Genomic DNA, 24,512 nt, shown 5'->3' on the forward strand with positions numbered 1-24,512 from the left:
GATACGTTGGTTGGCAACTAACCGGCCGTTGCGGCTTGTTCGACTGCCAGCCACGCTCGCACATGCTCGATGGCGTTGCGAACAAGGCTCGTGAGCGTTTCCGTGCCCGCGAGGCTGCCCCACAGTGCGGCGTTCCGGCAGTACACCGCAACCGGGTCATCGGCCTCAAGCATGGCTTGCGCGGCAACGGGATCGAACTGGCCGTCCTGATAGGCATACGGCAGCGTGCCCGCATGCCAGTGCTCCAGGAAGACGAAGAACAGCGCCGGCAGCATTGCCGTGGCAAGCGGCACATGCCCGCGCGCAAAGGATTCCGCCAGCGTGGGCGTGACGAACCCCGGGATTTTCGAAAAACCGTCCGCCGCCACGCGCTGGTTGGTATCCCTGATGTGCGGATTGGCGAAACGGTCGAGCACGGTGTCGCGGTAGGCGGCCAGGTCGATGGGGCTGGGCTGATTGGCCGTGAGACACGGGATGACATCGTCGGTCACGTAGTCGCACGCCATGCGGTGGATGGACGGCACGGCAACGCTTTCGTCAATCGTGTGCAGCCCCAACAGCGTGCCGGCCCAGGCGATGCAGCTATGGCTGGCGTTGAGCACGCGGATCTTCGCTTCCTCGTACGGCAGCACCGAGGCGACGAACTCCACGCCCACGCGTTCGAGCGCGGGCCGCCCGGCACGAAAGTCGTCTTCCACCACCCATTGCGCAAAGGTCTCGGCCATCACGGGGCAGCGGTCTGGCCAGCCGGTTTGCGCGGCCACGCGTTGGCGCAACGCGTCGGTGGGGCGCGGCGTGATGCGGTCGACCATCGTGTTGGGTGTGCTGGCATGTGCGTCGAGCCATGCAACAAGGCCGCTGTCGCCTGGTTCGCCACGCAGCGTGAGGAACTGGCGCAGGCCGCTGCGGAAGCGCTCGCCGTTGTGGCGCAGGTTGTCGCAATTGAGCAGCGTGAGCGGAGCGCCGCCGCGCTGCAGACGCAGGCGCAGCAGGCGGGCCAGTGCGCCGTAAAGCGTGCCAGCACCGCCGCGCAGGTCGGCGGCGATGTCCGGCTGCGTGGCATCGAGCTGGTGCTGCTGGTCGAGGTAGTAGCCGCCCTCCGTCACGGTAAAGGAGATCACGCGCGTATCGGGCGCCGCCCCGATCTCGCACAGCGCGGCAAGTTCGGTATCCCACGGCACGACGGCATCGATGGATTGGACGCGCGTGTACGCGCGATGGCCGGCGGTGTCGACGGTCTCCAGCGTGTAAGCGCCGTGCTGAGCGGCAAGGTCATGCAGCAGCGGGCCGGCATCGTCGCGGATATTGGCCAGCGCTAAACGCCACGACGTGTCGCCGGTCTCGCGAAGGCGATGCAGATACCACGCCTGATGCGCGCGATGGAAGGAGCCGGCACCCAGGTGCAGCCAGGTGGAAGAAGCGTTGGGGGAGGGCATGATCGGGGAGAGCAACGTTGGGCGGTGTGAACCTCAGGCGGCCAGTTGCGCTTGCAGGCGCGCCAGCGCACGGCCTTCGGCGTCGAACAGGTGGCAGTGCGCGGCGTCGGCAGACAACGTGATGGCGCTGCCGTGCGCGAGCCGGGTCGATTCCGGCACGCGCAGCACAAGACCGTCGGGTGCGGCTTCGCAATCGGCATGCAGATAGGCCACGTCGCCCAGGGACTCGATATGCGTGACGGTGCCCCGCAGGGTGCCGGCCGTGTCGAGATGCAGATGCTCCGGGCGGATGCCGAGCGTGACGGCATCCCCCGCACGCAGTTCACCCGGCGATACGGCCACCTGCTGTTGGCCGCCCGCGAGCGCCACGGAGACGCCCGACGCATCGGCACGATCAACGACGCCACGCAGGAAGTTCATCTTGGGCGAGCCGATGAAGCCCGCTACAAACTGGCTGGCCGGATGGTGATACAGCGTCTGCGGAGAGCCCACCTGTTCGATGCGTCCGTCACGCAGCACGACGATCTTGTCGGCCAGCGTCATGGCTTCCACCTGATCGTGCGTGACGTAGATCATGGTGGTCTTGAGCGTGTCGTGCAGGCGGGCAAACTCCAGACGCATCTTCACGCGCAGGGCGGCATCGAGGTTGGAGAGCGGCTCGTCAAACAGGAAGACCTTCGGCTCGCGGGTGATGGCTCGACCAATGGCCACGCGCTGGCGTTGGCCCCCGGAGAGCTGGCGCGGCTTGCGATCGAGCAGCGCATCGATGTGCAGCACTTCGGCGGCGCGGCGTACGGCAGCGTCGATGGCTTCGCGCTTCATGCCCGAGAGCTTCAGCCCAAAGGCCATGTTGTCGTACACGCTCATGTGCGGATACAGCGCGTACGACTGGAACACCATCGCAATGCCGCGCTTGGCGGGCACCACATCGTTCACACGCGTATCGCCGATCAACAGGTCGCCGGCATCGATGCCCTCCAGGCCTGCAATCGTGCGCAGCAATGTCGATTTGCCACAGCCCGATGGCCCGACGAAGACAACGAATTCGCCATCGGCAATGTCGAGGTTGATGTCGTGCAGAACCGTGTTCTGCTCGTAACGCTTCTGCAGATTGCGCAGGGTCAGGCTGGCCATGGCGAGGTCTCCTTGGGCGTGTTCTGTGTGCGGGTCAGGCGGGCGTGGCGAGCGTCGACGAAAGCGCATCGGCCAGTGCCCGCATGTCGGTAAAGACGTGGCGTGCGCCGGCAGCCAGCAGGCGCTGCGTGGCGACTGCCGGCACATGCGCAACGCCGGCAAAGCCGAATACGGTCAGGCCGGCAGCGCGGGCGGCGCGCACGCCGGTGTCGCTGTCTTCAATGACGAGGCATTGCGCGGGGCTGGCACGCAGGCCCGCACAGGCGGCGAGATACACGTCGGGTGCCGGTTTGGGCCGCGGTGTTTCGTAGGCGCTATAGATATGCTCGCCAAACAGCTCGCGCAGTCCGGCGCGACGCAGGCTCGCTTCAATGCGCAGGCGGCTGCTGTTGCTGGCGACGGCCTTGGGCTGCGGCAGCGTGGCGAGCAGGTTGGCAATGCCGGGCACCGGCTGCGATTGCGTGGCGCAGTCGTGTTCGACGTCGGCCAGCACCTTGGCTAGTTGCGCGTCGGACAGATGAAAGCCGACGCTGCTCTGCAACTCGCTCAGCAGTGCCATCGTGTTCATGCCCAGACGCGGTTCAAGCATGTCTTCCAGCGCGGCGGATGAAAGATGCGGTATGTGCGGACCCAACGTGCGGATCAGCGCGCGCAACGCCACCGATTCGCTGTCGATCAGCACGCCGTCGCAATCGCAGATCAGGTAGGCGGGGGCGCGCGCGTTGGCATATTCGTTGGCGTGTGGTGTCATTTCACGGCCCCGAATGTCAGGCCGCGCACAAGTTGCCGTTGCGCCAGCCAACCCAGCACGAGGATCGGCGCAATCGCCAGTACCGAGGCCGCCGACAGCTTCGCCCAGAACAGCCCCTCCGGGTTGGAGTACGACGCAATGAACACGGTGAGCGGCGCGGCATCGATGCTGGTCAGGTTCAGGCTCCAGAACGCTTCGTTCCACGACAGGATGAGCAGGAGCAGCGCCGTGGAGGCCAGCCCGGGCAGCATCGTCGGCAGCAACACGTAGACCAGTTCCTGCCAGAGGTTGGCGCCGTCCATGCGTGCGGCCTCCAGAATCTCGCGCGGCACGTCGTTGCAATAGGTGAAGACCATCCACACGGCAATCGGCAGGTTGGCGAGCGTGTAGACGATGACGAGCGCGGTGATGGAGTCCAGCAGCCCGGCCGTCTTTGCCAGCAGGTACACCGGCAGCAGCACGCCCACGGCGGGCATCATCTTGGTCGACAGCATCCACAGCAGCACCTGCTGCGTGCGCTTGTTCGGGAAGAACGCCATCGCATATCCCGCCGGAATGGCGATCGCTAGCGCCAGCAGCGTGGAGAGGATCGACACCGCCAGCGAGTTGCCGAGGAAGCTCGGGTAGTGCGCGCGCTCCAACACCTCGCGGAAGCTGTCGAGCGTGGGCGTGAACCACAGCGTGGGCGTATAGGCGTCCTGCTCGGTCTTGAAGGCGGTCAGCGTTGCCCAGGCGATGGGGAAGAACAGCGCCAGGGCAATCGCCCACGCCAGAACGCCCGCAAGCCGCGTGCGCCAGGTTGAGGTGAGGGTGCTCATTGCTCGTGCACTCCCTTCAGGTTGCGCGCCAGCATGCGGACGAGGAAGAACGCCACCACGTTTGCCAGCACCACGGCCACGATGCCGCCGGCCGACGCAATGCCGATGTCGAACTGCTGCAAGCCGAGGCTGTAGACGAAGTAGGCGAGGTTGGTCGTGGCCGTGCCGGGGCCGCCTGCGGTGGTGGTGTGGATTTCGGCGAAGATCGACAGCAGGAAAATGGTCTCGATCATCACCACCACGGCAATCGCACGCTTCAGGTGCGGTAGCACGATGTGCCAGAAGATGCGCACCGGGCTCGCGCCGTCGAGCTGCGCGGCTTCCTTCTGCTCGGGGTCGAGCGATTGCAGCGCCGTCAGCAGGATCAGGAAGGCAAACGGCGTCCACTGCCACGCAACGATGATGATCACGGAGAGCATCGGCTGTGTCGCGAGCCAATCCACCGGCTCGACGCCGAACAGGCGCGCCACCCACGCGGCCAGCCCGTACACGGGGTGCAGCATCATGTTCTTCCAGATGAGCGCCGCCACCGTCGGCATGACAAAGAACGGGCTGATGACGAGAATGCGCGCCACACCGCGCCCCGCAAACGGCTGGTCGAACAGCACAGCCAGCAACGTGCCCGCCACGACGCTGATCACCAGCACCGAGCCGATCAGCACCAGCGTGTTGCCGATGGCCGGCCAGAAGGCGGGGTCTTCGACCAGGAAGCGGTAGTTGTCGAGCCCCGCCAGGCCGGTCTGATCCGGGTTGAGCAGGTTGTAGCGGCTGACGGAGAAATACAGCGTCATCGCCAGCGGCACCGTCATCCACAGCAGCAGGACCAGTACCGACGGCGACACCAGCAGCGTCGGCAGCCAGCGCCGGGCGCGCTGTGGCTGGGCCGGTGACGGCGTACCACCCACGCCGCTCATCTGCGATTTCGGGTGCGACTCCAATACGTGTTCCATGAAACCTCCGGGGCGCAGCAGCGGCTGCATCACTTCAGATAGCCGCCTTGGCGCATCGCACGCTGGGCCTGCGATTGCGAGACACGGAGCGCGTCGTCCACAGTCGTCTTGCCTGTGAGCGCGCCGGCAATCGCCTGGCCAACCACCGTGCCCAGCGACTGGAACTCCGGAATCGTCACGAACTGCACGCCGGTGTACGGCACCTTCTGCGCAGACGGATCGTTCGGGTTGGCAGTCTCGATGGCGTGGCGCACGAAGCTCGAGAACGGCGCAGCCTTCTGGTAGGCCGGGTCGTCATACGTCGATGCACGCGTGCCCGGCGGCACCTCGCCCCAGCCCTGGGCCTTGGCCACGGCGCGGATGTATTCCTTGGATGTCGCCCACGCCGCAAACGTCTTGGCAGCCTCCGGCGATTTCGACGACTTCGGCACCGCGAGCGCCCAGATCCACAGCCAGTGCGAGCCCTTGGGCGTGCTGGCGATGGGCGCATTCGCAAAGCCGACCTTGTCGGCCACCTTGGAATCCTTCGCGCTGCTGACCATGCCGGCCGCGACGGTGGCGTCGATCCACATGCCGCACTTGCCGCCCGAGAACAGCACGAGGTTTTCGTTGAAGCCGTTGCTGCTTGCGCCGGGCGGGCCGTATTTCTTCAGCAGGTCGACATACGTGTTGACCGCTTGTTTCCACTGCGGCGTGTCGATGGTCGGTTGCCATTTCTCGTCGAACCAGCGGCCGCCGAACGTGTTGACCATGGTCGATATCAGCGCCATGTTCTCGCCCCAGCCCGCACGGCCTCGCAGGCAGATGCCGTACACCCCTTTGGCGGGGTCGTGCAGCTTGGCGGCGAACTTTGCAATGTCGTCATACGTGGGCTGCTCGGGCATCTTCAGGCCGGCTGCGCTGAACAGATCCCGCCGGTAGTACGTCATCGAGCTTTCGGCATAGAACGGCACGGCGAAGAGCTTGCCGCCCTGCGAGAGCCCGTCGCGCACCGTCGGCAGCAGGTCGGCCGTGTCGTAGCTGGCGGGCATGTCCAGCGGGGCGAGCCAGCCTTTCTTGGCCCACAGCGGCGCTTCATAGCCGCCAATCGTCATCAGGTCAAACTGGCCGCTGCCGGTGGCGATGTCGGTGGTCACGCGCTGGCGCAGCACGCCTTCTTCCAGCGTGACCCAGCGCAGTTTGATGTCGGGGTGCGCCTGCTCGAACTGGCTCGACAGCTTCTGCAGCACGATCATGTCGGGGTTGTTGATCGTGGCAATCGTGAGCGTGGTGGGCGCGGCATGCGCAGTGATAGCGCAGAGAGCGGGGAAGGCAGCGAGGGCGGTCAGCTTGAGTAGTTGGGATGGGCGGGCCATCCCGCGCAGAAGCGTGCGGAACATGCAGTCGTCTCCTTTCTTGGAATGTGGCGATGCGGGCGCACCGCCTGGACTTGCTTCGGGCTTTGAGCAATTGTCCGTGTTGTGAGCAAATAATCGGATGCGGTGTTGCGCTTGTCAAGCAAATGCTCGGTAAAAGGGCAAAAGCACGCTACGATGCACGCCATATCGCCAAGGTTCTAGAGGAGGCGCTGCGTGTCCAAGCAGCAGGAAAAACGAGACCAGGCCGCGCGTGCGGCGTGGCTTTACTACGTCGGCAACCACACGCAACACGACATCGCCGAGCAGTTGGGCGTGTCGCGCCAGATCGCGCAGCGGCTGATTGCCTATGCGGTGGAGCACGGGCTGGTGAAGGTGCGCGTGACGCACCCGGTGTCAGCGTGTCTGGAGTTGGCGGAGAACCTGCGCAGCCGTTTCCGGCTGGAGACCTGCCATGTGGTGCCGGCCAGTGCCGACGACGCCGACGCCGCCCAGCGCATGATTGCCGTGGCCGCCGCAGAAATCATGGAGCGTCACCTGCTGGCCGACGCGCCGCGCGTGGTGAATGTCGGCTCGGGCCGCACGCTGCGCGCCGCGATCGACCAACTTCCCGATCTTGACCGGCCGCAGCATCGCATCGTCTCGATGGTCGGGGCGATTGCGGCGGATGGCTCGTCCAACCGTTACGACGTCGCGCTTGCCGCGGCAGAGAAAACCCGCAGCCGCTATTACCAGCTTCCTGCGCCGCTCGTTGCAGACAGCGCCGAAGACACCCGGCAGTGGTGCCAGCACCGGCTCTACGGCGTGGTGGCCGATCTGGCTGCGCAGGCCGATGTCACCTTCATTGGGGTCGGCACGATCGGGCCCGGTTGCGCATTGCAGGTCGATGGCTTCATCAGTGCGAAGGATGTGGAAGATCTGCTTGCCCATGGCGCGGCAGGCGAGTTGATCGGCCGGCCGATCGACGCCCAGGGGCGCTTGCTGGATGTACCACTGCAGACCCGCATCACCAGCTTGCCGCTCAAGCCGATGCCATCTCGCCCGGTAATCGCCATTGCTGGCGGCGTGGCCAAGGCGGGCGCGATCGGGGCGGCGTTGCGAGGCGGCTGGCTGACCGGTCTTGTGACCGACGAAGCGTCCGCGCAGCGGATTCTGGCTGCAATGGACTGAACCCACCACACCGAGGACGCAATGCTCGAACTCCGCCCAACTTGCGAACACTGCAACACGGCGCTGCCGCCCAACGCGACCAACGCGCGCATCTGCTCATTCGAATGCACATTCTGCGCGACGTGCGCGGACGGCGTGTTCGGCAATGTGTGTCCGAACTGCGGGGGCGGCTTTACGGCGCGGCCGATCCGCCCGTCGAAAGATTGGAGAAACGGCAATTTCCTGGGCAAGCACCCGGCCAGCACGACGGTCAAGCATCGTCGCGCAGACTTGGCCGCGCATGCCGAACTGGCGGCGGCTGTTGGAGCCGCGCCGCCGGAAAAGCGCTGAGGGTCTAACGCGGTGCAGCCGCCGGCAACACCGGCGTGACCTTGTATCCGCGCGCGGCCAGCAGCGCCGGAATCCCTTTCGGCCCGATCATGTGCAACGCCCCCACAGCGCCAAACACGCGCTGGCCGCTGTTGTGCACGCGCGCAATGTTGTCAGCCATGGCGCGGTTGCGATTCGTCACCAGGCGTTGGAAGGCGCGTTTATCCGTCGCCGTCTTCAGGCAATCGCACCACTGCGGATAGTGCTCCAGCGTGCTGATGTCGCTGTCGGCCCACGCATTGGCGAGGGTGAGCGTCTGCGTACGCGCCTCGCCGGATTCAATCGCGTCGAGCACGGTGTCGAATTGCTGCGCAACCTCGTTCTTCGGCACGATCTCGTTGAGCACGCGCACCTGCTGCGCCAGCGTTTCGAGCGGCACGATGGGCAAGTGCACGCTCTTGGCGTAGGTCGTCAGAAACAGGTCGATGCCGAAATCGGGATAGAGCCCGTCCGTGCGTACCCCCAGCACCGCCAGCGAGGCCAACTGCATGGTCGGCTGGAATTTGCGGATCTGTGTGAGGGCCGTATCGGGCAGGCAAGCCGCGGAGAGCAGCTTGTTGAAGCGTTCACCGCGCCGGCCAGCCATGAGGCGGCGATCTTCTGCGCTGTTTTGTGCTGTGAGCGGCTTGCGGTCGACGTCCTTGTCGAGCAGGTCGAGTTCGAGCGCGATGCTATCCACCTGCTGAAGCGCGCTGCGCACGGTCGGGCCGGGCAGCATCCAGTCAGCTCGTGCCACATGGATCGTCCCGTAGAGCCACGACGTGTGACCGTTCTTTTCGATACGCCAAAGCAGGCCGTGGTCGGTCGCGCGTTGCGCGGCGGCGGCCCAGCCGTCCTTGGGGATGAAGCTGGAGGCCGGGGGCGGACAGTTCGCGGCCGGGGCCTGTGCTTGTGCCTGTGCTAGCGTTGCGTCTTGCGCGAGGGCGGCGCCCGCGCCCATCAGCAGAAAAAGCGCGGCCGCCAGCGCGCGCCACGTGGTGCGATTGCGTGCCATTTGGCTGCTCCCCGAAATATTGTTGTGGTCGTCTGTGCAGTTTAGCGGGCGCAGACCATCGCGTCCCACGCGGCCATCGCGCAATCGACGGTCGCGATCAATGCCTCACGCGGGGCGCCGTCGCGCGCCTGGATCGACAGGCCGTTGAGCACGGTCGCGTAGTAACCGCCAAGTGCATCGGCGTTGGCCGTGGCAGGCACGTCGCCTTCATCCATGCCGCGGCGGATGCGCGTCCGGATGGCCTCGATGGTTGCCAGCCGGATCGCGCGCAAGTCCTCCTGCACCTGCTGATTGGGGGCCGAACACAGCAGCGCGCCGAGCACGACCATGCATCCGCGCGGCGCGTCCGGCTGGCTGAAGGCAAGGGCGTTGCTGCGCAAAAGCGCGTCGATGGATTCGCGCGCTGTAGCCGGTTCGGTCAGGGCGATGGCCGTGGTGCTGCCGGCCGTCTGCCGATACAGCGCAACGGCCTCGCGAAAGAGCGCTTCCTTCGAACCAAATGCCGCGTAGAAGCTCGGCGCGGTGATGCCGCCCATCGCCAGCTTGAGTTCGTCGAGCGTGGTGCCTTCGTAGCCGCGCGCCCAGAACACGGTCATGGCCTGGCGCAAGGCTTCGTCGCGATCAAAGGTGCGGGGGCGTCCTCGTGTCGCCATGATGAAGTCCTGAAATCCCTATTTCTGTACCGGTCAATATATTAATCCTTGACGTCGGCCGTGTCGCCTCGTTAATTTGTATACCGATCGATACAAAAATAAGAGGCTCCCTTGAATACGACGATTTCGCATCGCCCACAACACGCCGGGCGCTGGCTGGTGCTGGCGGCGGTTTGCATGGCAGGACTGGTCCTGCCGCTGTCTTTCACCGGTGCGGCGGTGGCCACGCCGGCCATCGGCCGCGTGTTGGGCGGCAGTGCCACGGCGCTCAACTGGGTGGTCAATGGCTTCATGTTGGCCTTCGGCAGTTGTCTGATGGTGGCAGGTGCGATGGCCGATTCGTATGGCCGCAAGCGCGTGTTCGCCGGCGGGATCGCACTGTTCGTGCTGGCATCGATTGGCGTCGCGCTGGCGCCCAGCGTGAACGCCATCGGATGGCTGCGCGCGCTGCAGGGCGTGGCGGCGGCGATGTCGCTGGCGGGTGGCTCGGCTGCGCTGGCACAGGAGTTTGATGGGCATGCGCGCATTCGCGCCTTCAGCCTGCTGGGGACGACCTTTGGCGTGGGTTTGGCCTTCGGGCCGTTGATTGCGGGCGCGCTGGTGCAGACGCAAGGCTGGCGCGCCATCTTCGTGCTGTGCGCGGTGGTGGGCGCGCTGGCTTTTGTGTTTGGCGTGCCGCGCATGCGGGAAACGCGCGATCCCGATGCGCGCGGCGTCGACTGGGCCGGCGCCGCAAGCTTTACAGCCACGCTTGTCCTGCTCACGTGGGCGCTGATGGAAGTGCCCGAGCGCGGCTGGGGCGACGGCGTGGTGCTGGCGTTGTTCACTGCGTCGGCGCTTGGGCTGGCCGTGTTCGTCGCCATCGAGCAGCGCGTGGTCAGGCCGATGCTGGATCTCTCGCTCTTCCGCTTCCGTCGTTTTGTCGGCGTGCAGTTCTTGCCGCTCGCCACGGCGTGCTACGTGGCGATGCTGGTACTGCTGCCCGCGCGCCTCATCGGCATCGAGGGGCAGGGCGAAACCGAGGCAGGCATCACGATGATTGCCTTGTCGCTCCCGTTGCTGGTGGTGCCGCTGCTGGCGGTGCAACTCGCGCATCGGTGGTCTGCGGCGGCGCTGACGTGCGGCGGGCTGGTGGTGGCGGCGATGGGCTTCTGGTGGCTGGGCGATGTCGCGCCAGGCCAGCCGGCCGCTGCGTGGATTCTGCCGATGCTGCTCACGGGCTTCGGCACGGGCTTCGCGTGGGGGCTGATGGATGGTCTGTCGGTGAGCGTGGTGCCCAAGGAGCGCGCAGGTATGGCCACCGGCATCTTCAGCACCACGCGCGTGGCTGGCGAGGCGATTGCGCTGGCCGTGGTGGGCGCGGTGCTGACGGCGCTCATCGTTTCGCAGGCCGGCGCGTCGGGCAGTGCGAACGTAGCGACCTGGATGGAGGCCGCACATCGCACCGCCATGGGCAACGTACCCGCAGCGTTGACGCTGCTGCCGGCCGGATCGGCGCCGACGCTCATCTCGGCCTACGTTGCCGCGTTTGCGCAGATTGCCCATGCGCTGGCCGTCGTATCGGTGGTGTCGGCGGCGGTGGTGTGGGGCCTGCTCGGCCGCACGCAGGCGGTGCCGGTGGCGGCTGTTTGACGATCTGGCGTGCTACTCGCTCAACCGCGGCGGCACGGCATGCGCCCCCCGCGTCTCGCGAAACCACAGCGCCAGGCTTTCGTCTTCCAGCGCGTAGGCGCCGCGCGATTCCTTCCAGATCAGGTTCTTGTCGCGCAGCGCATCCAGCGCAGCTTGCACCGTGGCGGTGGAAAAATCGCTGTGGCTCAGCTTTGCCGCATACGCCTTCATCGAATCCTCAGAGAACGGCGAATAGCTTTGCCCGCGCTCGATCAGCACCGCCAGCACGGCGCGCTGGATTTCCGTCAGCGCGCTGTAATCGCTTTCGATCTCGCCCCAGATGCGATCGCGAAAACCCTGCGCGCCGCGCTTGAGCAGCTCGCCCAGGCTGGCGGCTTCACCCAGCTCCAGGGCGATCTCGCTGACGATGCCTTTGAGCATCTCGGGCCGGTGGCCGACCAACTGGAAGGCGGCAAACATGTCGTCTTCCTTGAACTGGTTATTCGGCGCCAGGTGCTGGTTGACCCACGCCGTGTACGCTGACACATACGGCCGCCCCAGCAGCGGAAAGTTGGTTACGCGCGAGCCGAAAAACGGCTGCGTGCGATTGAGTAGCAGGTTGGCAAGCTTGTCACGGTTCGACCCCGTAAAGACGAGGAAGAGACGGGGTTCGTCCACGCCTTGGTTCATCTGGTCCCGCGCGGCCTTGAGCGCGAACATGGCGTTGGTGCCGGCCTCGGTGGACAGCGCGTGCTGCGCCTCGTCGATGATCAGCACGACAGGCCGCTGCACCGCCTTGTAGAGCACATCCAGCGCGTCGGCCAGGGTGATGCCCGGCGGCAGCCCGATCTTGCCGAGGTTGAAGGTGAAGGTGCGCAGCACGTCGACCTTTTCCATCCCGGCCTGCTTGGCCAGCTTCGCGATCGGCCCGTCGTACTGGGCCAGCTTCGATTTGATGGCATCGGCGATCAGCAGGCCAGGGTCGCGGGCGCGGTCGGCCCATAAATCCACGTAGATGGCGATCCACTTCCGGCGCTCGACCTCGGGCACCAGGTCTTCGCGCAGGAACGTGCTTTTGCCGGTGCGCCGGGGCGCCGCCAGGAACAGTCCCGAGCGCGCGTCGGCCAAACCCTTGCCTTCCAGGCTGTCGCACAGCGTGTTGGCAAGGTCCTGGCGGTGGAAGTTGAAGCGGGCGGTGTCGCCGGAGTCGATTCGGGAATCCATGGAAAGCCCTGTTTTAGACCTGATTATGGAAGTCGGTATAAATTATAGTCGATTCAATAATTAAGGCTAATTCCAATCCAAGCGCCAGTCGATCTCCGCCGATTTTCCCGATGCGCGGCACTGTGCCGCAGGCAATTCGGGGAACTGTGTGCAGCGCTATACTCCACACATTCTGACGTTGTCCACCCATGCTCCATCGCCGCTGGTTCTTCCTCGTCTGGCTTGCGATCGTACTGAACGTACTGTCGCCGGTGCTCGCTTCCGCCCGTGCGGCGGCCACGGGCACCCTTGCCGTCGAGCTGTGCAGCGCAACGGCCCCGCATGGCAGCACCGTGCAGGTTGCCATCGACCTGCAAGGCGATGGCTCTACCGACGATTCGGCCGCCCACCACAGCGTGGCGCACTGTCTATATTGCCCGGGGTTTGCAGCCGGGCTGGCGCTGGCCTCATTGCCGGCGCTGGATGTTCCCTCCGCCCATTTCGTCTATCGCGTGCGGCAGCCGGCCACACCGGCGCCCGTCTACGCGCGCAGCGCGCTGCGCGTGGCCGAGTCGCGCGCGCCTCCCGCTTCTCCGTCGTTGTCGATCTGACGCGCCTGCGGGGATGCACTCCGTGGCGCCTTTGCGTCTGGCCCTCGTTGCGGCCAACGCCATCGCAATCCGGAGACCTTTCCGATGTCATTCCACAAGCGCGCTGGGGCCGCTGCTCCTAAGCGCACGCTGGTGTGCCGTGCTGCGCTCGCCCTGAGCGCGGCGGCACCGCTGTCTGCTTTTGCCGCCGACGATGCGGCCCCCGTGCCCGTGCCAGTCACGCAGGAACTCGCGCCCACCGTGGTGCGGGCCAACGCCAACCCCGCGCCGTTCGCCCGCAATACGCCCGCAGTCGTGCAAAGCGTGACGGCAGATCAACTGGACGACCGCAACGTCGTCACCACCGAAGACGCGGTCAAATACCAGCCCAACGTGATGGTGCGCCGCCGCTTCATTGGCGACCGCAACTCCATCTTTGCCGGCCGCGATTTCAACGAAATTCAAAGCGCACGCGGCCTGCTGTATGCCGACGGCATCCTGCTTTCGAACCTGCTTGGGTCGAGCTACAGCTTCCCGCCGCGCTGGTCGATGGTCGGGCCGGACGACCTGGCGCGCGTCGATATTCTGTATGGGCCGTTCTCGGCGCTGCTGCCGGGCAATTCGATGGGCACGACCATCGCGATGACATTGCGCCGCCCCGAAAAATTCGAGGCCGCCGCGCAGACGCAGGTGATGAGCCAGCATTACAACGATGCCTATGGCTTTTCGCGCAACGTCACCGGAAACCACGAAAGCGCATCGCTGGGCGACCGCATCGGCAAGTTCTGGTATGCGCTGTCGGTCGACCGGCTGGAGAACGACAGCCAGCCGATGCAATACGCCACGCCCAACTCGAGGTTCACCGCAGGCAGCACGCCCGTGCCGGTCACGGGTGCGCGGCAGGATCTCGGCCCCAACGGCCAGCCGCGCGTGATTCTCGGGCCCCAGATGCTTGAGCGCACGCAGCAGCTGCAAGAGACGCTGCGATTCGGCTACGTGTTCAGCGACAGCCTGGAGGCATCGCTCACGCTGGGCCATTGGGAAAACCATTTCAACGATCAGGCGCTCAGTTTCCTGCGCGACGCCGCCGGCAACACCGTCACGGGTGGCAATGTGCTGATCAACGGCACGCCTTATACGATCGCCCCGAACACCTTCGCCCCGCAAAACGGCGACCAGGAAAACTGGCTCTACGGCCTGGGCGTGAAAGGCAAGATCGGCGGCTGGAAGATCGACACCAACGCGTCGGCCTACAACGTTTCGCGCGACATCCTGCGCGCCTCGAACACGGCGGCCGGCAATGGACCCGGCACCGTGTTCTACGGCGACGGCACCGGCTGGTCCAACTTCGACATCAAGGCGACTTCGCCCACGGTGTCCGGCCATACCTTCACGACCGGTTACCACTACGACCAATACCACCTGCGCAACCAGACCTTCAACGCGACGAACTGGTCGGCGGAAACGCTATCCACGTTGAAATCCAGCTACCAGGGCGACACGCAAACGCAGGCCGTCTTCTTGCAGGACGCGTGGGCGTTTGCGCCGCGCTGGCTGGCCACCCTGGGCCTGCGCTACGAAAGCTGGCGCGCCTACAACGGCCAGTTGGGCAACGGCACAAGCACGCTGGGCTACGCCAGCCGTACCGAAGACGCGTTTTCGCCCAAGGCGGCCATTCAATGGCAGGCGACGCACGACACGCTGCTGCGCTTGTCGTACGGCCGTGCAGTGCGCTTTCCGACGGTGGCGGAGTTGTTCCAGGGCACGATCAGCGGCAACACGATCGTCAACAACGACCCGAACCTCAAGCCTGAACGCGCCAACGATTTCGACTTCACCGTCGAGCAGGCTGTGCCCTACGGCGTGCTGCGTACCAGCCTGTTCCAGAGCGACGTGCGCGACAGCATCTACACGCAGACCAACATCACGGTCACACCCAACGTGACGAACGTACAGAACGTGGACCGCGTGCGCACGCGCGGTATCGAACTGGCGTATTCAGGGCAGGACGTTCTGCAGGATGCGGGTGTGCGCGGCGTTGACGTTGAAGCCAACGTCGCCTTCACGCAATCTAAAACGCTGGCCGACGCCGCCAACCCAACCTACGTCGACAAGACCTGGCCGCGCATGCCGCGCGTGCGCGCCAATCTCTTTGCGAGTTGGCATGCCACGCCTGACTGGACGATCGGCGCGGGCGTGCGTTACTCCGGCCGCCAATACGGCACGCTCGACAACACCGATGTGCTGCCGAACGTCTACGGTGGCACCAGCAGCTTCTTCACCGTGGACCTCAAGGCCAGCTACCGCATCGACAAGCACATCACGCTGGCGCTGGGAATCGACAACCTGACCGACCGGCGGTATTTCGTGTATCACCCGTACCCGTCGCGCACCTTCTATGGGCAACTGAAATGGCGTCTGTAATGCAGTCGATTCCTCGATTCCTTGCCGGTGCGCTGCTGGCGCTCGCGGCCACGGTGGCGCCCGCGCACGAAGGCCACGACCACGGCGCCATGGCAGCCAAGCCTGCCGCAAAGCCGCAGCTTGCGACGACCGCGGCGTTCGACAAGGCAGGGCGCTTGTGGGTGACGTGGGCAGAAGGGCAGCACGTGGTGATCGCCTCATCCGATGACCTCGGCAAGACGCTCTCCAAGCCGCAGCGTGTGAACCCGCAACCCGAGCCGATCTATACCGACGGCGAGAACCGTCCGAAAGTCATCGCCAGCCCGGACGGCGCGCTGTATGTAAGCTGGTCGCGCCCGCTCGATGCGCCGTACACGGGCTTCGTGCGTTTCTCTCGCTCGCTTGACGGCGGCAAGACGTGGAGCGCGCCAATCACCGTCCACCACGACCGCCAGCCGATCACACACCGCTTCGATTCGATTGCGGTCGACAGCGCTGGCCATATCTTCGTCACGTGGATCGACAAGCGCGACCTGCTGCGCGCGCAGGCTGCCAAACAGCCGTACGACGGCGCGGCGGTGTATTACACCGTTTCGACCGACCGCGGTGCTACCTTCGCACCCGAGCGCAAGGTCATCGACCAGACCTGCGAATGCTGCCGCATTGCGCTGGCGCCCGATGCCGACGGCCACATGCTCGCGCTGTGGCGCAACGTGTTTGCGGGGCAGATCCGCGACCACGCATTGACAACATTACCGATTGGTAACACGCCGCTTACCGTCACGCGCGCAACGTTCTCGGAATGGCGCGTCGATGCGTGTCCGCACCATGGCCCCGCGTTGGTCGTTACGGCGGATGGCGTGCGGCACATGGCGTGGTTCTCGGTGCTGCAGGACAAGCCTGGCCTGTTCTACAGCCGGCTCTCGGCCGACGGCAAGCCGATCGGCGGCGCATGGTCCTTTGCCGGTTCGGCACAAGCTGGTGCGCAGGCGTCGCACCCCGCGCTGCTCGCGGAGGATGGCGCACTGTGGCTCGTCTGGAAACAGTTTGCTGAAGACCGCATGCAGATCCTGCTGCGCAAATCGACCGATGGCGGCGCGCACTGGACAGCGCCGGCCAGCGTGGCAAACACCGATAGCGGAAGCGATCACCCGCAACTGCTCACGCGCGATGGCCGTGTCTATCTATCGTGGCGCACGCAGGCCGAGGGCTATCGGCTGATTGATGTCAGCAATGTCAGCCCGTCCAATCCATCATTGGAGGCATCGAAATGAAGATTCGATGGAAATCGTTTGCGATGGGCGTGGCGCTATCCGCCGCCGCCTTTACCGCCACCTTCGCCGCGCAGGCCGCAGGTGCGCTGCAGTTCCAGCCGTTGCATGCGCGTGATGTGCCGGCGCTGCTGCAGACGCCACCCGCGCGCCCGCTCATCGTCGAAATCTGGTCATTGGAATGCAGCTACTGCCGCGAGAACATCGCGCGTATCGCGCAATGGCGGCGTAGCGCCAAGCAAGATGTGGATGTGGTGATGGTGTCGATGGACGGGCCCGACCAAGCCGAGATGCTGAATCGCGTGCTGGCGCCGCTGGCCCGCGACAGGAAGATCGACATTGCCCGCGTGCCGCAGTACGCCAATGCCGAAGACATGCCGGAGCGGCTGCGCGCCGCGCTCGATCCTGGCTGGCAGGGCGAGATGCCGCGCACGATCATCTTGCGCCCGGACGGCAAGCGCCATGCATCGAGCGGGTTGCTGACGCCGCAGACACTGGACACAGCGCTCAGGGATTAATCAGAAAATGACGCAGACCCCCCTCGTTGTTGGGGTATGGCGGGGGGCGTGCACTTTTTATAATGGCCTCGCTTTGTGAATTCCGGCGCATTGCTCGTTCACAAAGCACACCCGACCATCTTTCGTCGTCAAAGGCTGAAGATGTTAAGCCCGCCCGCCCCCCGGCCCGCGGGCTTTTTCTTTGCCCGATCGATACTGGATTTGTATTGAACGGGCCTGTGCTGCGGGGGGCGGATGATAACGCGCCCTCAGCGCGTTGTCGCGTGCGAAGAAGAGGGGTATTGCGCGGAAGGGCGCTCCGCATCATCGGATGCCGCACCCAGGCCCACCGCCACGGCGGCCAGCAGAAGAGCAACACCACGCGCGATGTAGAACACCGCTTGCGCACCCGTCATTTCCGGCTTGGCAGAGGTGGTTTCAGCAAGATGGGCGTGCCAGGCATTGCGCGCTGCCCGATCTCGATGGGGATGCGGATCACGATAGGCGCGTGGCGCGAGCGTGCGGTGCGTCGGATGAGGTTGCATGTGCGACATGGCGGTTCTCCTCATACTCAAACGTGTGACCAGGCGCGCCAGAACAGCAGCGCCGTCATCGAAAAGCCGAAGGTGGAAATCAGCGCCCGCACAATCGGCACCGGCAAACGCTTGCCCACATGGGCGCCCAGATAGCCGCCCAGCGCAGCAGCCACCAGCATGACCAGCGTCTGCGGCCACAACACCATCTTGGCCAGGGCAAAACAGACCACGGCCACGAGGTTGGTCGCGCCCACGAGCAGCGTGCGCGAGGCGTTCAATGCTTTGATGTCGTCGTGGCCGAACAGTGCCCAGACGGCCATCATCATGATCCCGACCGCGCCACCAAAATAGCCGCCATAGATGGCCAACGCGCCTTGCGAGACCAGCAGCGTGGTCCGTCCGATTTGCATGCGCTGGCGCAGCCACACACCGGCCTGTTTGCCGAAGGTAAATGCGAGCGAGCCGATCAGCAGCAGCCACGGCACGATGAAATCGAACGCGCGGGACGACGTGTTCATCAACAGCAGCGCGCCGAGCAGCCCGCCGACAAGGCTGATCCCCACCATTGCGCGCATCGAGACCTGCCCGAACCCGCGATAGTCCGCGCGGTACGCCCACGCCGAGGTGGCCGCGCCGGGTAGCAGCGCCACCGTGCTCGACGCATTGGCAAAGACTGAGGGCACACCCGCGAACATGAGCGCGGGCAGGGTGACAAACGAGCCGCCGCCCGCCAGCGCATTCATCATGCCGGCGAGCAGGCCCGCGCCAAAAAGCAGCAGCGTGGCGGATTCCATTGGGGGCGAATTTGGGGATGTTCTGTTTTGGGATGCCTCAGTTTCCGGCACTGGGAATTGCGCGGCAATCTGCGATACATTGACCTTGCCTCAGTGTGAAACTGAGGCTCATGCCAATTTTGAGATGCATCGTGCGCTTTGATCTGACCGACCTGCGACTCTTCCTCCATACCGCCGAAGCCGGCAGCATCACGGCGGGGGCCGAGCGTGCGCACCTGACATTGGCGTCTGCCAGCGCGCGCATCCGCGGCATGGAAGACACACTGGGCGTGCCGCTGCTCACGCGCAACCGGCGTGGCGTGGAAACGACCGCTGCCGGCCGCACGCTCGTCCATCACGCTCGCGTCGTCCTGCAGCAGATGGATCGCATGCGTGGCGAGCTGGGCGAATATGCGCGTGGCCTCAAGGGCTACGTGCGGCTGCTTTCCAACACGGCAGCCATGACCGAGTTCTTGCCGGAAACGCTCAGCGCTTTCCTGGCTGCACATCCTGAAGTGGATATCGACCTGGAAGAGCTGGTCAGCCACGAGATTGTCGAAGCAATTGCGCAGGGGCGGGCAGACATCGGCATCGTCAACGACGCGGTGGACTTGTCCGGGCTGGAGACCTTTCCGTTCCGCCACGACCGCCTCGTGCTGGTGACCGCGCGCGACCACCCGCTGGCCGATCGCCGTGAGCTGGCCTTCGTTGAAACCTTGCAGGAAGATTTCGTCGGCCTGACGGGCGACAACGCCTTGCAGGCGTATCTCGCGGGGCATGCTGCGCGCGCCGGTCACCGGCTCAAATACCGCGTGCGGTTGCGCAGCTTCGACGCCGTCTGCCGCATGGTGGAACGCAACGTGGGCGTGGGCGTCATTCCCGAGCATGCGGCGATCCGGTTGCAGCGTTCCATGGGCATCCGCCGTGTACGCCTGACCGACGCCTGGGCGACGCGCCTGCTGCGCATCTGCGTGCGTCATTTCGATGACCTGCCCGTCTTCGCACGCCAGTTGATCGAGCATTTGCGCGAGGCCTGAGCGCGTTGCGCGTCCGTCATTTGGCTGAGGAATGCTGTTTGAACTCGCGCGTGTGAAAACGCGTCGGTACACTGCAAGCAGTTGCGGGCCGCACAGCGCCACAGGCGTGCGGCGCCGCACCAACCCTCTGCTCATGGAGCACATCATGGCGTCTGCCGGTGTTCCCCCTGGTGTTCCGCCGATTGGCCTGCTGCACGCGGCGCGTGCGTTGCGCATCTATCGGCGCCACGAGGTCAATGCGCTGGCGTGGATCGCGCTGGGCGTGTGCCTGCGCAGCCCGGCGCCCATGGTTGCCATCGGCGTTGCGTTGCTCATCGTGTGCGCGTGGTCGCTCACGCGGCACATCCAATATATGAAGCCCCTGTATGAACTGCCGGTGTTCAGCCGCCTGCTGGCACACAGCGGCATGGCATTCGCGGCCATCAATGCGGCGCTGCTCGCGGTGGAACTGGCCACGGGTGCCGGACGCGGCGCATGGTTCGACGCCGACGGCTGGCTTGCGCCCGCCTGGCCGCAGATCCTGCCGGACATGGCCGGCACGATTGAGCTGATGCTGGTCAGCGCCCAGTGGATCGTCGTGCTGGGTGTCGTGGTTGCCGCAACGGCCTGGGCGTGGCTGAGCCTGGGTGGCGGCCGTTCGCTGCGTTTTCCGCCGCGCTCGCAATGAGCGCATGGCTCGGGACAATCCGGGCTGGTCTGGCGGAAGAATTCCTCCTATAAGTGGCGATGTCGGTTGCAGATGCGTTTCCGTAGCGCCCGGACGAGGCGCGTGCAGTTGGAGCGTGCACAACACGCTCCGAACCCCAGGAGACAGGCATGACATCGCTGGACGCCTTCCTGCGGTGCCGCGATTTTCTGCTCGCGCACCGTGAGGATTACGACACCGCCGTGCGCGATTTTGCATGGCCCAAGCTGGATCGCTTCAACTGGGCGCTCGATTATTTCGACGCCATGGCGCGTGGCAACGACGGCATCGCCCTCTGGGTGGTCGACGATCAGGGCAACGAAACGCGGTTGTCGTTCGCGCAGATGGCCGAGCGCTCGGCGCGCGTGGCCAACCACTTGCGGGCGCTGGGTGTGCAGCGCGGCGATCGTATCCTGCTCATGCTCGGCAACGTGCCCGGTCTTTGGGATGTGATGCTCGCCAGCATCAAGATTGGCGCGGTCATCATCCCAGCCACGACACTGCTCACCGCCGAAGACTTGCGTGAACGCATTGCCATGGGCGAGGTGAGCCACGTGGTGGTGGGCGGGGCAGATTGCGCCAAGCTCGACGTGGTCTCGGGCACCTTTACGCGCATCGCGGTCGGTACGGACAAGGCGCCGCCCGGCTGGCACCGCTTTGAAGATGCCTACGATGCATCCGCCAAATTCACGCCCGACGCGCCAACGCAGGCTAACGATCCGTTGCTGCTGTATTTCACGTCTGGCACCACGTCCAAACCCAAACTCGTGATGCATACGCATGCGAGCTATCCGGTCGGGCATTTGTCCACGCTGTACTGGATCGGCCTGCGCCCGGGGGATGTGCACTGGAACATCAGCTCGCCCGGCTGGGCCAAGCACGCGTGGAGCTGCTTCTTCGCGCCGTGGAATGCCGGCGCCACCGTCTTCATCTACAACTACGCGCGCTTCGAACCCAAGGCGGCGCTCGATGTGCTCTGCCGCGCCAAGGTGACGACGCTGTGCGCACCGCCCACGGTGTGGCGCATGCTGATCCAGGAAGACCTGGCCGCATGGAAGCCCGCGCTGCGCGAACTCGTGGGCGCCGGCGAGCCGCTCAACCCAGAGGTGATCGAACGCGTGCGCGCGGCGTGGGGCATCACCATTCGCGACGGCTACGGCCAGACCGAAACCACCTGCCAGATCGGCAACAGCCCCGGGCAACCGGTCAAAGCGGGCTCGATGGGCCGGCCGCTGCCGGGCTACCGCATCACGCTGCGCGACCCCGACGGCCGTGAGGCGGAAGAGGGCGAGATCTGCATCGAATTGAATTCACGCCCGACCGGCCTGATGGAGGGCTACGCCGGCAACGCCGACAAAACCGCCGAAGCCATGCGCGGCGGCGTGTATCACACCTCCGACATTGCGGCGCGCGATGCCAGTGGCTACCTGACCTACGTCGGCCGCGCCGATGACGTATTCAAGGCATCGGATTACCGTGTCAGCCCATTTGAGCTGGAGAGCGTGCTGATCGAACACCCGGCCATCGCTGAGGCCGCTGTTGTGCCAAGTCCCGACCCGTTGCGCCTGGCCGTGCCGAAAGCGTTTCTGGTCCTGCGTGCGGGGCACGAAGCCGGCCCGGAACTGGCGCGGGACATCCTTGGGTTTTGCCGCAGCCGATTGGCTTCCTACAAGCGCGTGCGCCGCATCGAATTTGCCGATCTGCCCAAAACCATCTCGGGCAAGATCCGTCGTGTCGAACTGCGCATGCGCGAAGCCGCGCGCAGCGAAAGCGCCGCGGGCGTACGCAACATGCAGGAATATTGGGAAGAGGATTTCCCGGCCGATTGATTTGCGCGGTGTGCTTGGCACCCACGGAACGTGCAGCCCCCCGACCGCACGTTCCGCTGCGCCAGCGCTGACAGATATCAGCGCGACGAACGCGGGACCAGGCGCAGTTGGCGCGCGCGATCCAGATCGTAAGCCGGCACGCCACCGTGCGGCAGCGATGCGCGTGAAGCGGCCAGGTCGCGGCCGCGCACGATGACAGGGGCGAGCGAGCCAGCGCGGATCAGGTCCGACGCAGCCAGCTCAATCCAGTCGCGGTAATTGCGGTAGACCTCTTCGGCCGTGATTTTCTGATGCGCGCAATCGCAGAGCGACAGCGCTTCAGACGTGACGAAACAACTCACGACCTTGCCGTCGACAATGGCTTGGAAGAACAGGTCGCCTACGGACCTGAAGGTCTTGCCGGTGAATGAAATGTTCATGATGCTCCCCCCATTGATCAGGCGTGCCGTTTGAGCGGCATACCCCACATGCCGCTTTCGCGGCGCAAATGATCACATGCGGGAGCGTGTTTCCGAATGGAGGGATGATGATGCTCCAGATGTTGAATCCATCCGGTGCGATTGACCCAGTGAAGCGGGTCGGACTATCCCTCGGTGCCGTTATACGGTCTGTTAATTCGGTAGTTGACTGCGGGTTCGCTCTCGCGCTGCGACCTTCCCCGTACAAATTTCAGTTATGTTTTTTGGTTACCACAATCTGTGCAGCAGCCCGACGCCGATGGCAATCGAGAAAGCTACCAGCCAGAGCAAAACGGTGGAGGCGCGCGTCGCCGGAAGGCGTGTTTGAAAAAGGCGCCGACGCGTAGGAATCACCTGCCAATTGGCAGTGTGACGTTCCCACCCCAAACGAGCGGTCAAGCTCGCTGTTCCCCGTTTGATTGTTCCCATGGTCCGCTCCCGAAGGCTCGCCGCTGCCGCGTATTTACTTTTATTTAATTCTGCTTTTCTTCGATTGCATTCTAGGACACTCTACGCAGACCGCCAGCGTGCCTTGGCACGATTCTTATCCTCCATTTGGCTCATAAACGGGAGGTTTAGGACATATTGGGGGGGCGAATATGAAACGATTTTCATCACCTTCAAGATGATTAATCGATGCGCAAACGCTTACGTTTGAAACGGGCGCCGCTCGCGCCTCGCAAACTGCCTGCAAGGTGCCGCCGATACAGTCATGCGCATTTCGCGGGTGGCATGTTGCAAGACTGCACAACGATCGACGCCCTGCGGAAAACAGCGAAATGCCACGCGCGCTGCGGTACAGTGCCGCCGGGCTGGCAAGGCAGCAGAGAATGAGCGGGACATCGATATGACGCAAGCAAGACACGTCCGGAACATCAGGGCGTCTGCAGGGATCGGGCGGGGGGGCGGGCCGCTTTGGTGGCATCGGCAGTATTGGTGGCAACCGCCGCGGCCCAAGCCGCCGCGCCGAGCCTGGCAACGCGCCGTGCTGCCGTGGAATCGACGCTGGCGCATGCAGGCAGTTGCCAGCGCCTGGGCGATTACTACTGGGAAATTGGGGACGCTCATGGCGAGCTGATGCACGGGCAGCAGGGCCAGCGCATCGGCGCGAACAAGACGGTGCGGCTGGCATCGGCATCCAAATGGGTGTTTGGCGCCTACGTGGTCGAGCGTGCGCAAGGCAAGCCGACGCCCGGCGAAATCGATGCGCTCACCATGCGCTCCGGGTACGACGGGCTCAACCCTCTGCTGTGCAATCGCAATGACACCGTGCAAAGCTGCTTTGAGCGAGGGCGCAACGCGACTTTCACGCCGGGCCACGTCGGCCGTTTCAGCTACAACGGCGGCCATGATCAGAAGCTGTTGATCGATCTCGGCCTGGGCCGTGCCGATGCCGATGCGCTCAACAACGACCTCGATCGCCAGCTTGCCAATACCCCAGGCATGCGCGATGCCGGCCAGCCCCTGGGCATCCGTTACCTCGCACCGGAGCCTGCCGGCGGAATGATCGCCACGCCGGCTGCTTATGGTCAGTTCTTGCGTCGTCTCATCCGCGGGGAATACCAGCTCGGCAAGATGCTCGGTCAGCATGCCGTTTGCACCGAGCCGGGCACGTGCTCGACTGCTGTCAGCACCCCGGCCGCCCTGCCGTGGCATTACGCGCTCAACTATTGGATCGAAGACCAGCCCGGCGGCGACGGCGCGTTCAGCTCGGCCGGCGCGTTCGGCTTCTACCCTTGGATCACCGCTGACAAGCGCCATTACGGCATGCTCGTACGCGAGACCCTTGCCCCACGCGCCTATGTGCGCAGCGCGGCATGCGGCGCACTGATCCGCCGTGCCTTTGCCGAGGGCAAGCCGCAGCATCCCGCAGAAAGCGGGGGCGCCGCCGATTTTGCCGACTGACCAGCCTCGCAGATCAAGCGGGCAAGCCATCGCCTAACGTGGTTGGAGGTGGCGCCGCATCCTGTCGGCACCCTCGGCACGCCG

Annotated in this window: 23 protein-coding genes; 11 read left to right on the top strand and 12 right to left on the bottom strand. The window is 64.9% G+C overall.

All coding sequences use genetic code 11. The features are described 5' to 3' along the window. Nucleotides 1-17: 17 nt before the first annotated feature. The 6 genes from dalD to ACEN9T_RS00880 are packed head-to-tail and all read right to left on the bottom strand — an operon-like array spanning nucleotide 18 to nucleotide 6,324. The gene (gene dalD, locus ACEN9T_RS00855; RefSeq protein ID WP_413706144.1) at nucleotides 18-1,436 is read right to left on the bottom strand and encodes a D-arabinitol 4-dehydrogenase; all 1,419 of its coding nucleotides are present in this window, start codon (nucleotides 1,434-1,436) and stop codon (nucleotides 18-20) included. A 33-nt stretch (nucleotides 1,437-1,469) separates the two neighbouring features. Then, nucleotides 1,470-2,570, bottom strand: a complete 1,101-nt coding sequence (locus ACEN9T_RS00860; protein WP_413706145.1) for an ABC transporter ATP-binding protein — start codon at nucleotides 2,568-2,570, stop codon at nucleotides 1,470-1,472. Nucleotides 2,571-2,604: 34 nt separating this feature from the next. Then, the gene (locus ACEN9T_RS00865) at nucleotides 2,605-3,321 is read right to left on the bottom strand and encodes an HAD family hydrolase (protein WP_092972072.1); all 717 of its coding nucleotides are present in this window, start codon (nucleotides 3,319-3,321) and stop codon (nucleotides 2,605-2,607) included. Next, nucleotides 3,318-4,139, bottom strand: coding sequence for a carbohydrate ABC transporter permease (locus tag ACEN9T_RS00870; RefSeq protein WP_092972071.1), 822 nt, complete (start codon nucleotides 4,137-4,139; stop codon nucleotides 3,318-3,320). The genes ACEN9T_RS00865 and ACEN9T_RS00870 overlap by 4 nt, the downstream gene beginning before the upstream one ends. Then, complete coding sequence (locus tag ACEN9T_RS00875; RefSeq protein WP_413706146.1) at nucleotides 4,136-5,119, bottom strand: carbohydrate ABC transporter permease; 984 nt, start codon at nucleotides 5,117-5,119, stop codon at nucleotides 4,136-4,138. The genes ACEN9T_RS00870 and ACEN9T_RS00875 overlap by 4 nt, the downstream gene beginning before the upstream one ends. Beyond that, nucleotides 5,119-6,324, bottom strand: coding sequence for an ABC transporter substrate-binding protein (locus ACEN9T_RS00880; protein WP_413706612.1), 1,206 nt, complete (start codon nucleotides 6,322-6,324; stop codon nucleotides 5,119-5,121). Before ACEN9T_RS00880 ends, ACEN9T_RS00875 begins: the two co-directional genes overlap by 1 nt. Before the next feature lie 336 nt (nucleotides 6,325-6,660). Here ACEN9T_RS00880 and ACEN9T_RS00885 point away from each other — a divergent pair, with 336 nt between their 5' ends. Then, complete coding sequence (locus ACEN9T_RS00885; protein WP_092972070.1) at nucleotides 6,661-7,614, top strand: sugar-binding transcriptional regulator; 954 nt, start codon at nucleotides 6,661-6,663, stop codon at nucleotides 7,612-7,614. Nucleotides 7,615-7,635: 21 nt separating this feature from the next. Continuing rightward, nucleotides 7,636-7,944 carry a DUF1272 domain-containing protein gene (locus ACEN9T_RS00890; protein WP_413706147.1) on the top strand — a complete coding sequence of 103 codons (309 nt, stop codon included), beginning with the start codon at nucleotides 7,636-7,638 and terminating at the stop codon, nucleotides 7,942-7,944. 4 nt (nucleotides 7,945-7,948) lie between these two features. On the opposite strand, the gene ACEN9T_RS00895 is transcribed toward ACEN9T_RS00890, so the two are convergent. Continuing rightward, complete coding sequence (locus tag ACEN9T_RS00895) at nucleotides 7,949-8,977, bottom strand: TraB/GumN family protein (protein WP_413706148.1); 1,029 nt, start codon at nucleotides 8,975-8,977, stop codon at nucleotides 7,949-7,951. A 41-nt stretch (nucleotides 8,978-9,018) separates the two neighbouring features. Continuing rightward, nucleotides 9,019-9,630, bottom strand: coding sequence for a TetR/AcrR family transcriptional regulator (locus tag ACEN9T_RS00900; protein WP_413706149.1), 612 nt, complete (start codon nucleotides 9,628-9,630; stop codon nucleotides 9,019-9,021). 177 nt (nucleotides 9,631-9,807) lie between these two features. On the opposite strand from ACEN9T_RS00900, the gene ACEN9T_RS00905 reads away from it, so the two are divergent. Then, the gene (locus ACEN9T_RS00905) at nucleotides 9,808-11,262 is read left to right on the top strand and encodes an MFS transporter (protein WP_413706150.1); all 1,455 of its coding nucleotides are present in this window, start codon (nucleotides 9,808-9,810) and stop codon (nucleotides 11,260-11,262) included. 12 nt (nucleotides 11,263-11,274) lie between these two features. Here ACEN9T_RS00905 and ACEN9T_RS00910 read toward each other — a convergent pair whose 3' ends face one another. After that, complete coding sequence (locus tag ACEN9T_RS00910; protein ID WP_413706613.1) at nucleotides 11,275-12,453, bottom strand: hypothetical protein; 1,179 nt, start codon at nucleotides 12,451-12,453, stop codon at nucleotides 11,275-11,277. A gap of 200 nt (nucleotides 12,454-12,653) precedes the next feature. Between ACEN9T_RS00910 and ACEN9T_RS00915 the strand changes: the two genes are divergently transcribed. From ACEN9T_RS00915 to ACEN9T_RS00930, 4 genes are all read left to right on the top strand, one after another. Beyond that, nucleotides 12,654-13,055: a DUF2946 domain-containing protein gene (locus ACEN9T_RS00915; RefSeq protein ID WP_413706151.1), complete on the top strand. Its 402-nt coding sequence runs from the start codon at nucleotides 12,654-12,656 to the stop codon at nucleotides 13,053-13,055. 84 nt (nucleotides 13,056-13,139) lie between these two features. Continuing rightward, nucleotides 13,140-15,458, top strand: coding sequence for a TonB-dependent receptor (locus ACEN9T_RS00920; RefSeq protein ID WP_413706152.1), 2,319 nt, complete (start codon nucleotides 13,140-13,142; stop codon nucleotides 15,456-15,458). Then, nucleotides 15,458-16,711 carry a sialidase family protein gene (locus ACEN9T_RS00925; protein ID WP_413706153.1) on the top strand — a complete coding sequence of 418 codons (1,254 nt, stop codon included), beginning with the start codon at nucleotides 15,458-15,460 and terminating at the stop codon, nucleotides 16,709-16,711. Before ACEN9T_RS00920 ends, ACEN9T_RS00925 begins: the two co-directional genes overlap by 1 nt. Beyond that, the gene (locus ACEN9T_RS00930; protein ID WP_413706154.1) at nucleotides 16,708-17,226 is read left to right on the top strand and encodes a hypothetical protein; all 519 of its coding nucleotides are present in this window, start codon (nucleotides 16,708-16,710) and stop codon (nucleotides 17,224-17,226) included. Before ACEN9T_RS00925 ends, ACEN9T_RS00930 begins: the two co-directional genes overlap by 4 nt. 248 nt (nucleotides 17,227-17,474) lie before the next feature. Here the strand turns inward: ACEN9T_RS00930 and ACEN9T_RS00935 are convergent, their stop codons facing one another. Further along, nucleotides 17,475-17,759 (bottom strand): hypothetical protein, encoded by a 285-nt coding sequence (locus tag ACEN9T_RS00935; RefSeq protein ID WP_413706155.1) that lies wholly within the window; start codon nucleotides 17,757-17,759, stop codon nucleotides 17,475-17,477. A gap of 17 nt (nucleotides 17,760-17,776) precedes the next feature. Further along, complete coding sequence (locus ACEN9T_RS00940) at nucleotides 17,777-18,535, bottom strand: sulfite exporter TauE/SafE family protein (protein WP_092972059.1); 759 nt, start codon at nucleotides 18,533-18,535, stop codon at nucleotides 17,777-17,779. 131 nt (nucleotides 18,536-18,666) lie between these two features. On the opposite strand from ACEN9T_RS00940, the gene ACEN9T_RS00945 reads away from it, so the two are divergent. From ACEN9T_RS00945 to ACEN9T_RS00955, 3 genes are all read left to right on the top strand, one after another. Next, entirely contained in the window at nucleotides 18,667-19,551 is an 885-nt protein-coding gene (locus ACEN9T_RS00945; protein WP_092972058.1) for a LysR substrate-binding domain-containing protein, read from the top strand. A 145-nt stretch (nucleotides 19,552-19,696) separates the two neighbouring features. Beyond that, on the top strand, nucleotides 19,697-20,218 hold the full coding sequence (locus ACEN9T_RS00950) for a hypothetical protein (RefSeq protein WP_092972316.1): 522 nt from the start codon (nucleotides 19,697-19,699) through the stop codon (nucleotides 20,216-20,218). Nucleotides 20,219-20,367: 149 nt separating this feature from the next. Next, nucleotides 20,368-22,065: an AMP-binding protein gene (locus ACEN9T_RS00955; RefSeq protein ID WP_413706156.1), complete on the top strand. Its 1,698-nt coding sequence runs from the start codon at nucleotides 20,368-20,370 to the stop codon at nucleotides 22,063-22,065. Between the two features lie 77 nt (nucleotides 22,066-22,142). On the opposite strand, the gene ACEN9T_RS00960 is transcribed toward ACEN9T_RS00955, so the two are convergent. Further along, on the bottom strand, nucleotides 22,143-22,484 hold the full coding sequence (locus ACEN9T_RS00960; RefSeq protein WP_004627574.1) for a DUF1488 family protein: 342 nt from the start codon (nucleotides 22,482-22,484) through the stop codon (nucleotides 22,143-22,145). A 975-nt stretch (nucleotides 22,485-23,459) separates the two neighbouring features. Between ACEN9T_RS00960 and ACEN9T_RS00965 the strand changes: the two genes are divergently transcribed. After that, on the top strand, nucleotides 23,460-24,428 hold the full coding sequence (locus ACEN9T_RS00965; RefSeq protein ID WP_413706157.1) for a hypothetical protein: 969 nt from the start codon (nucleotides 23,460-23,462) through the stop codon (nucleotides 24,426-24,428). Nucleotides 24,429-24,512: the final 84 nt, after the last annotated feature.

Origin of the sequence: Ralstonia sp. Ralssp110 (genome assembly GCF_047325135.1) — a bacterium.
Taxonomy (GTDB): Bacteria; Pseudomonadota; Gammaproteobacteria; order Burkholderiales; family Burkholderiaceae; genus Ralstonia; species Ralstonia mojiangensis.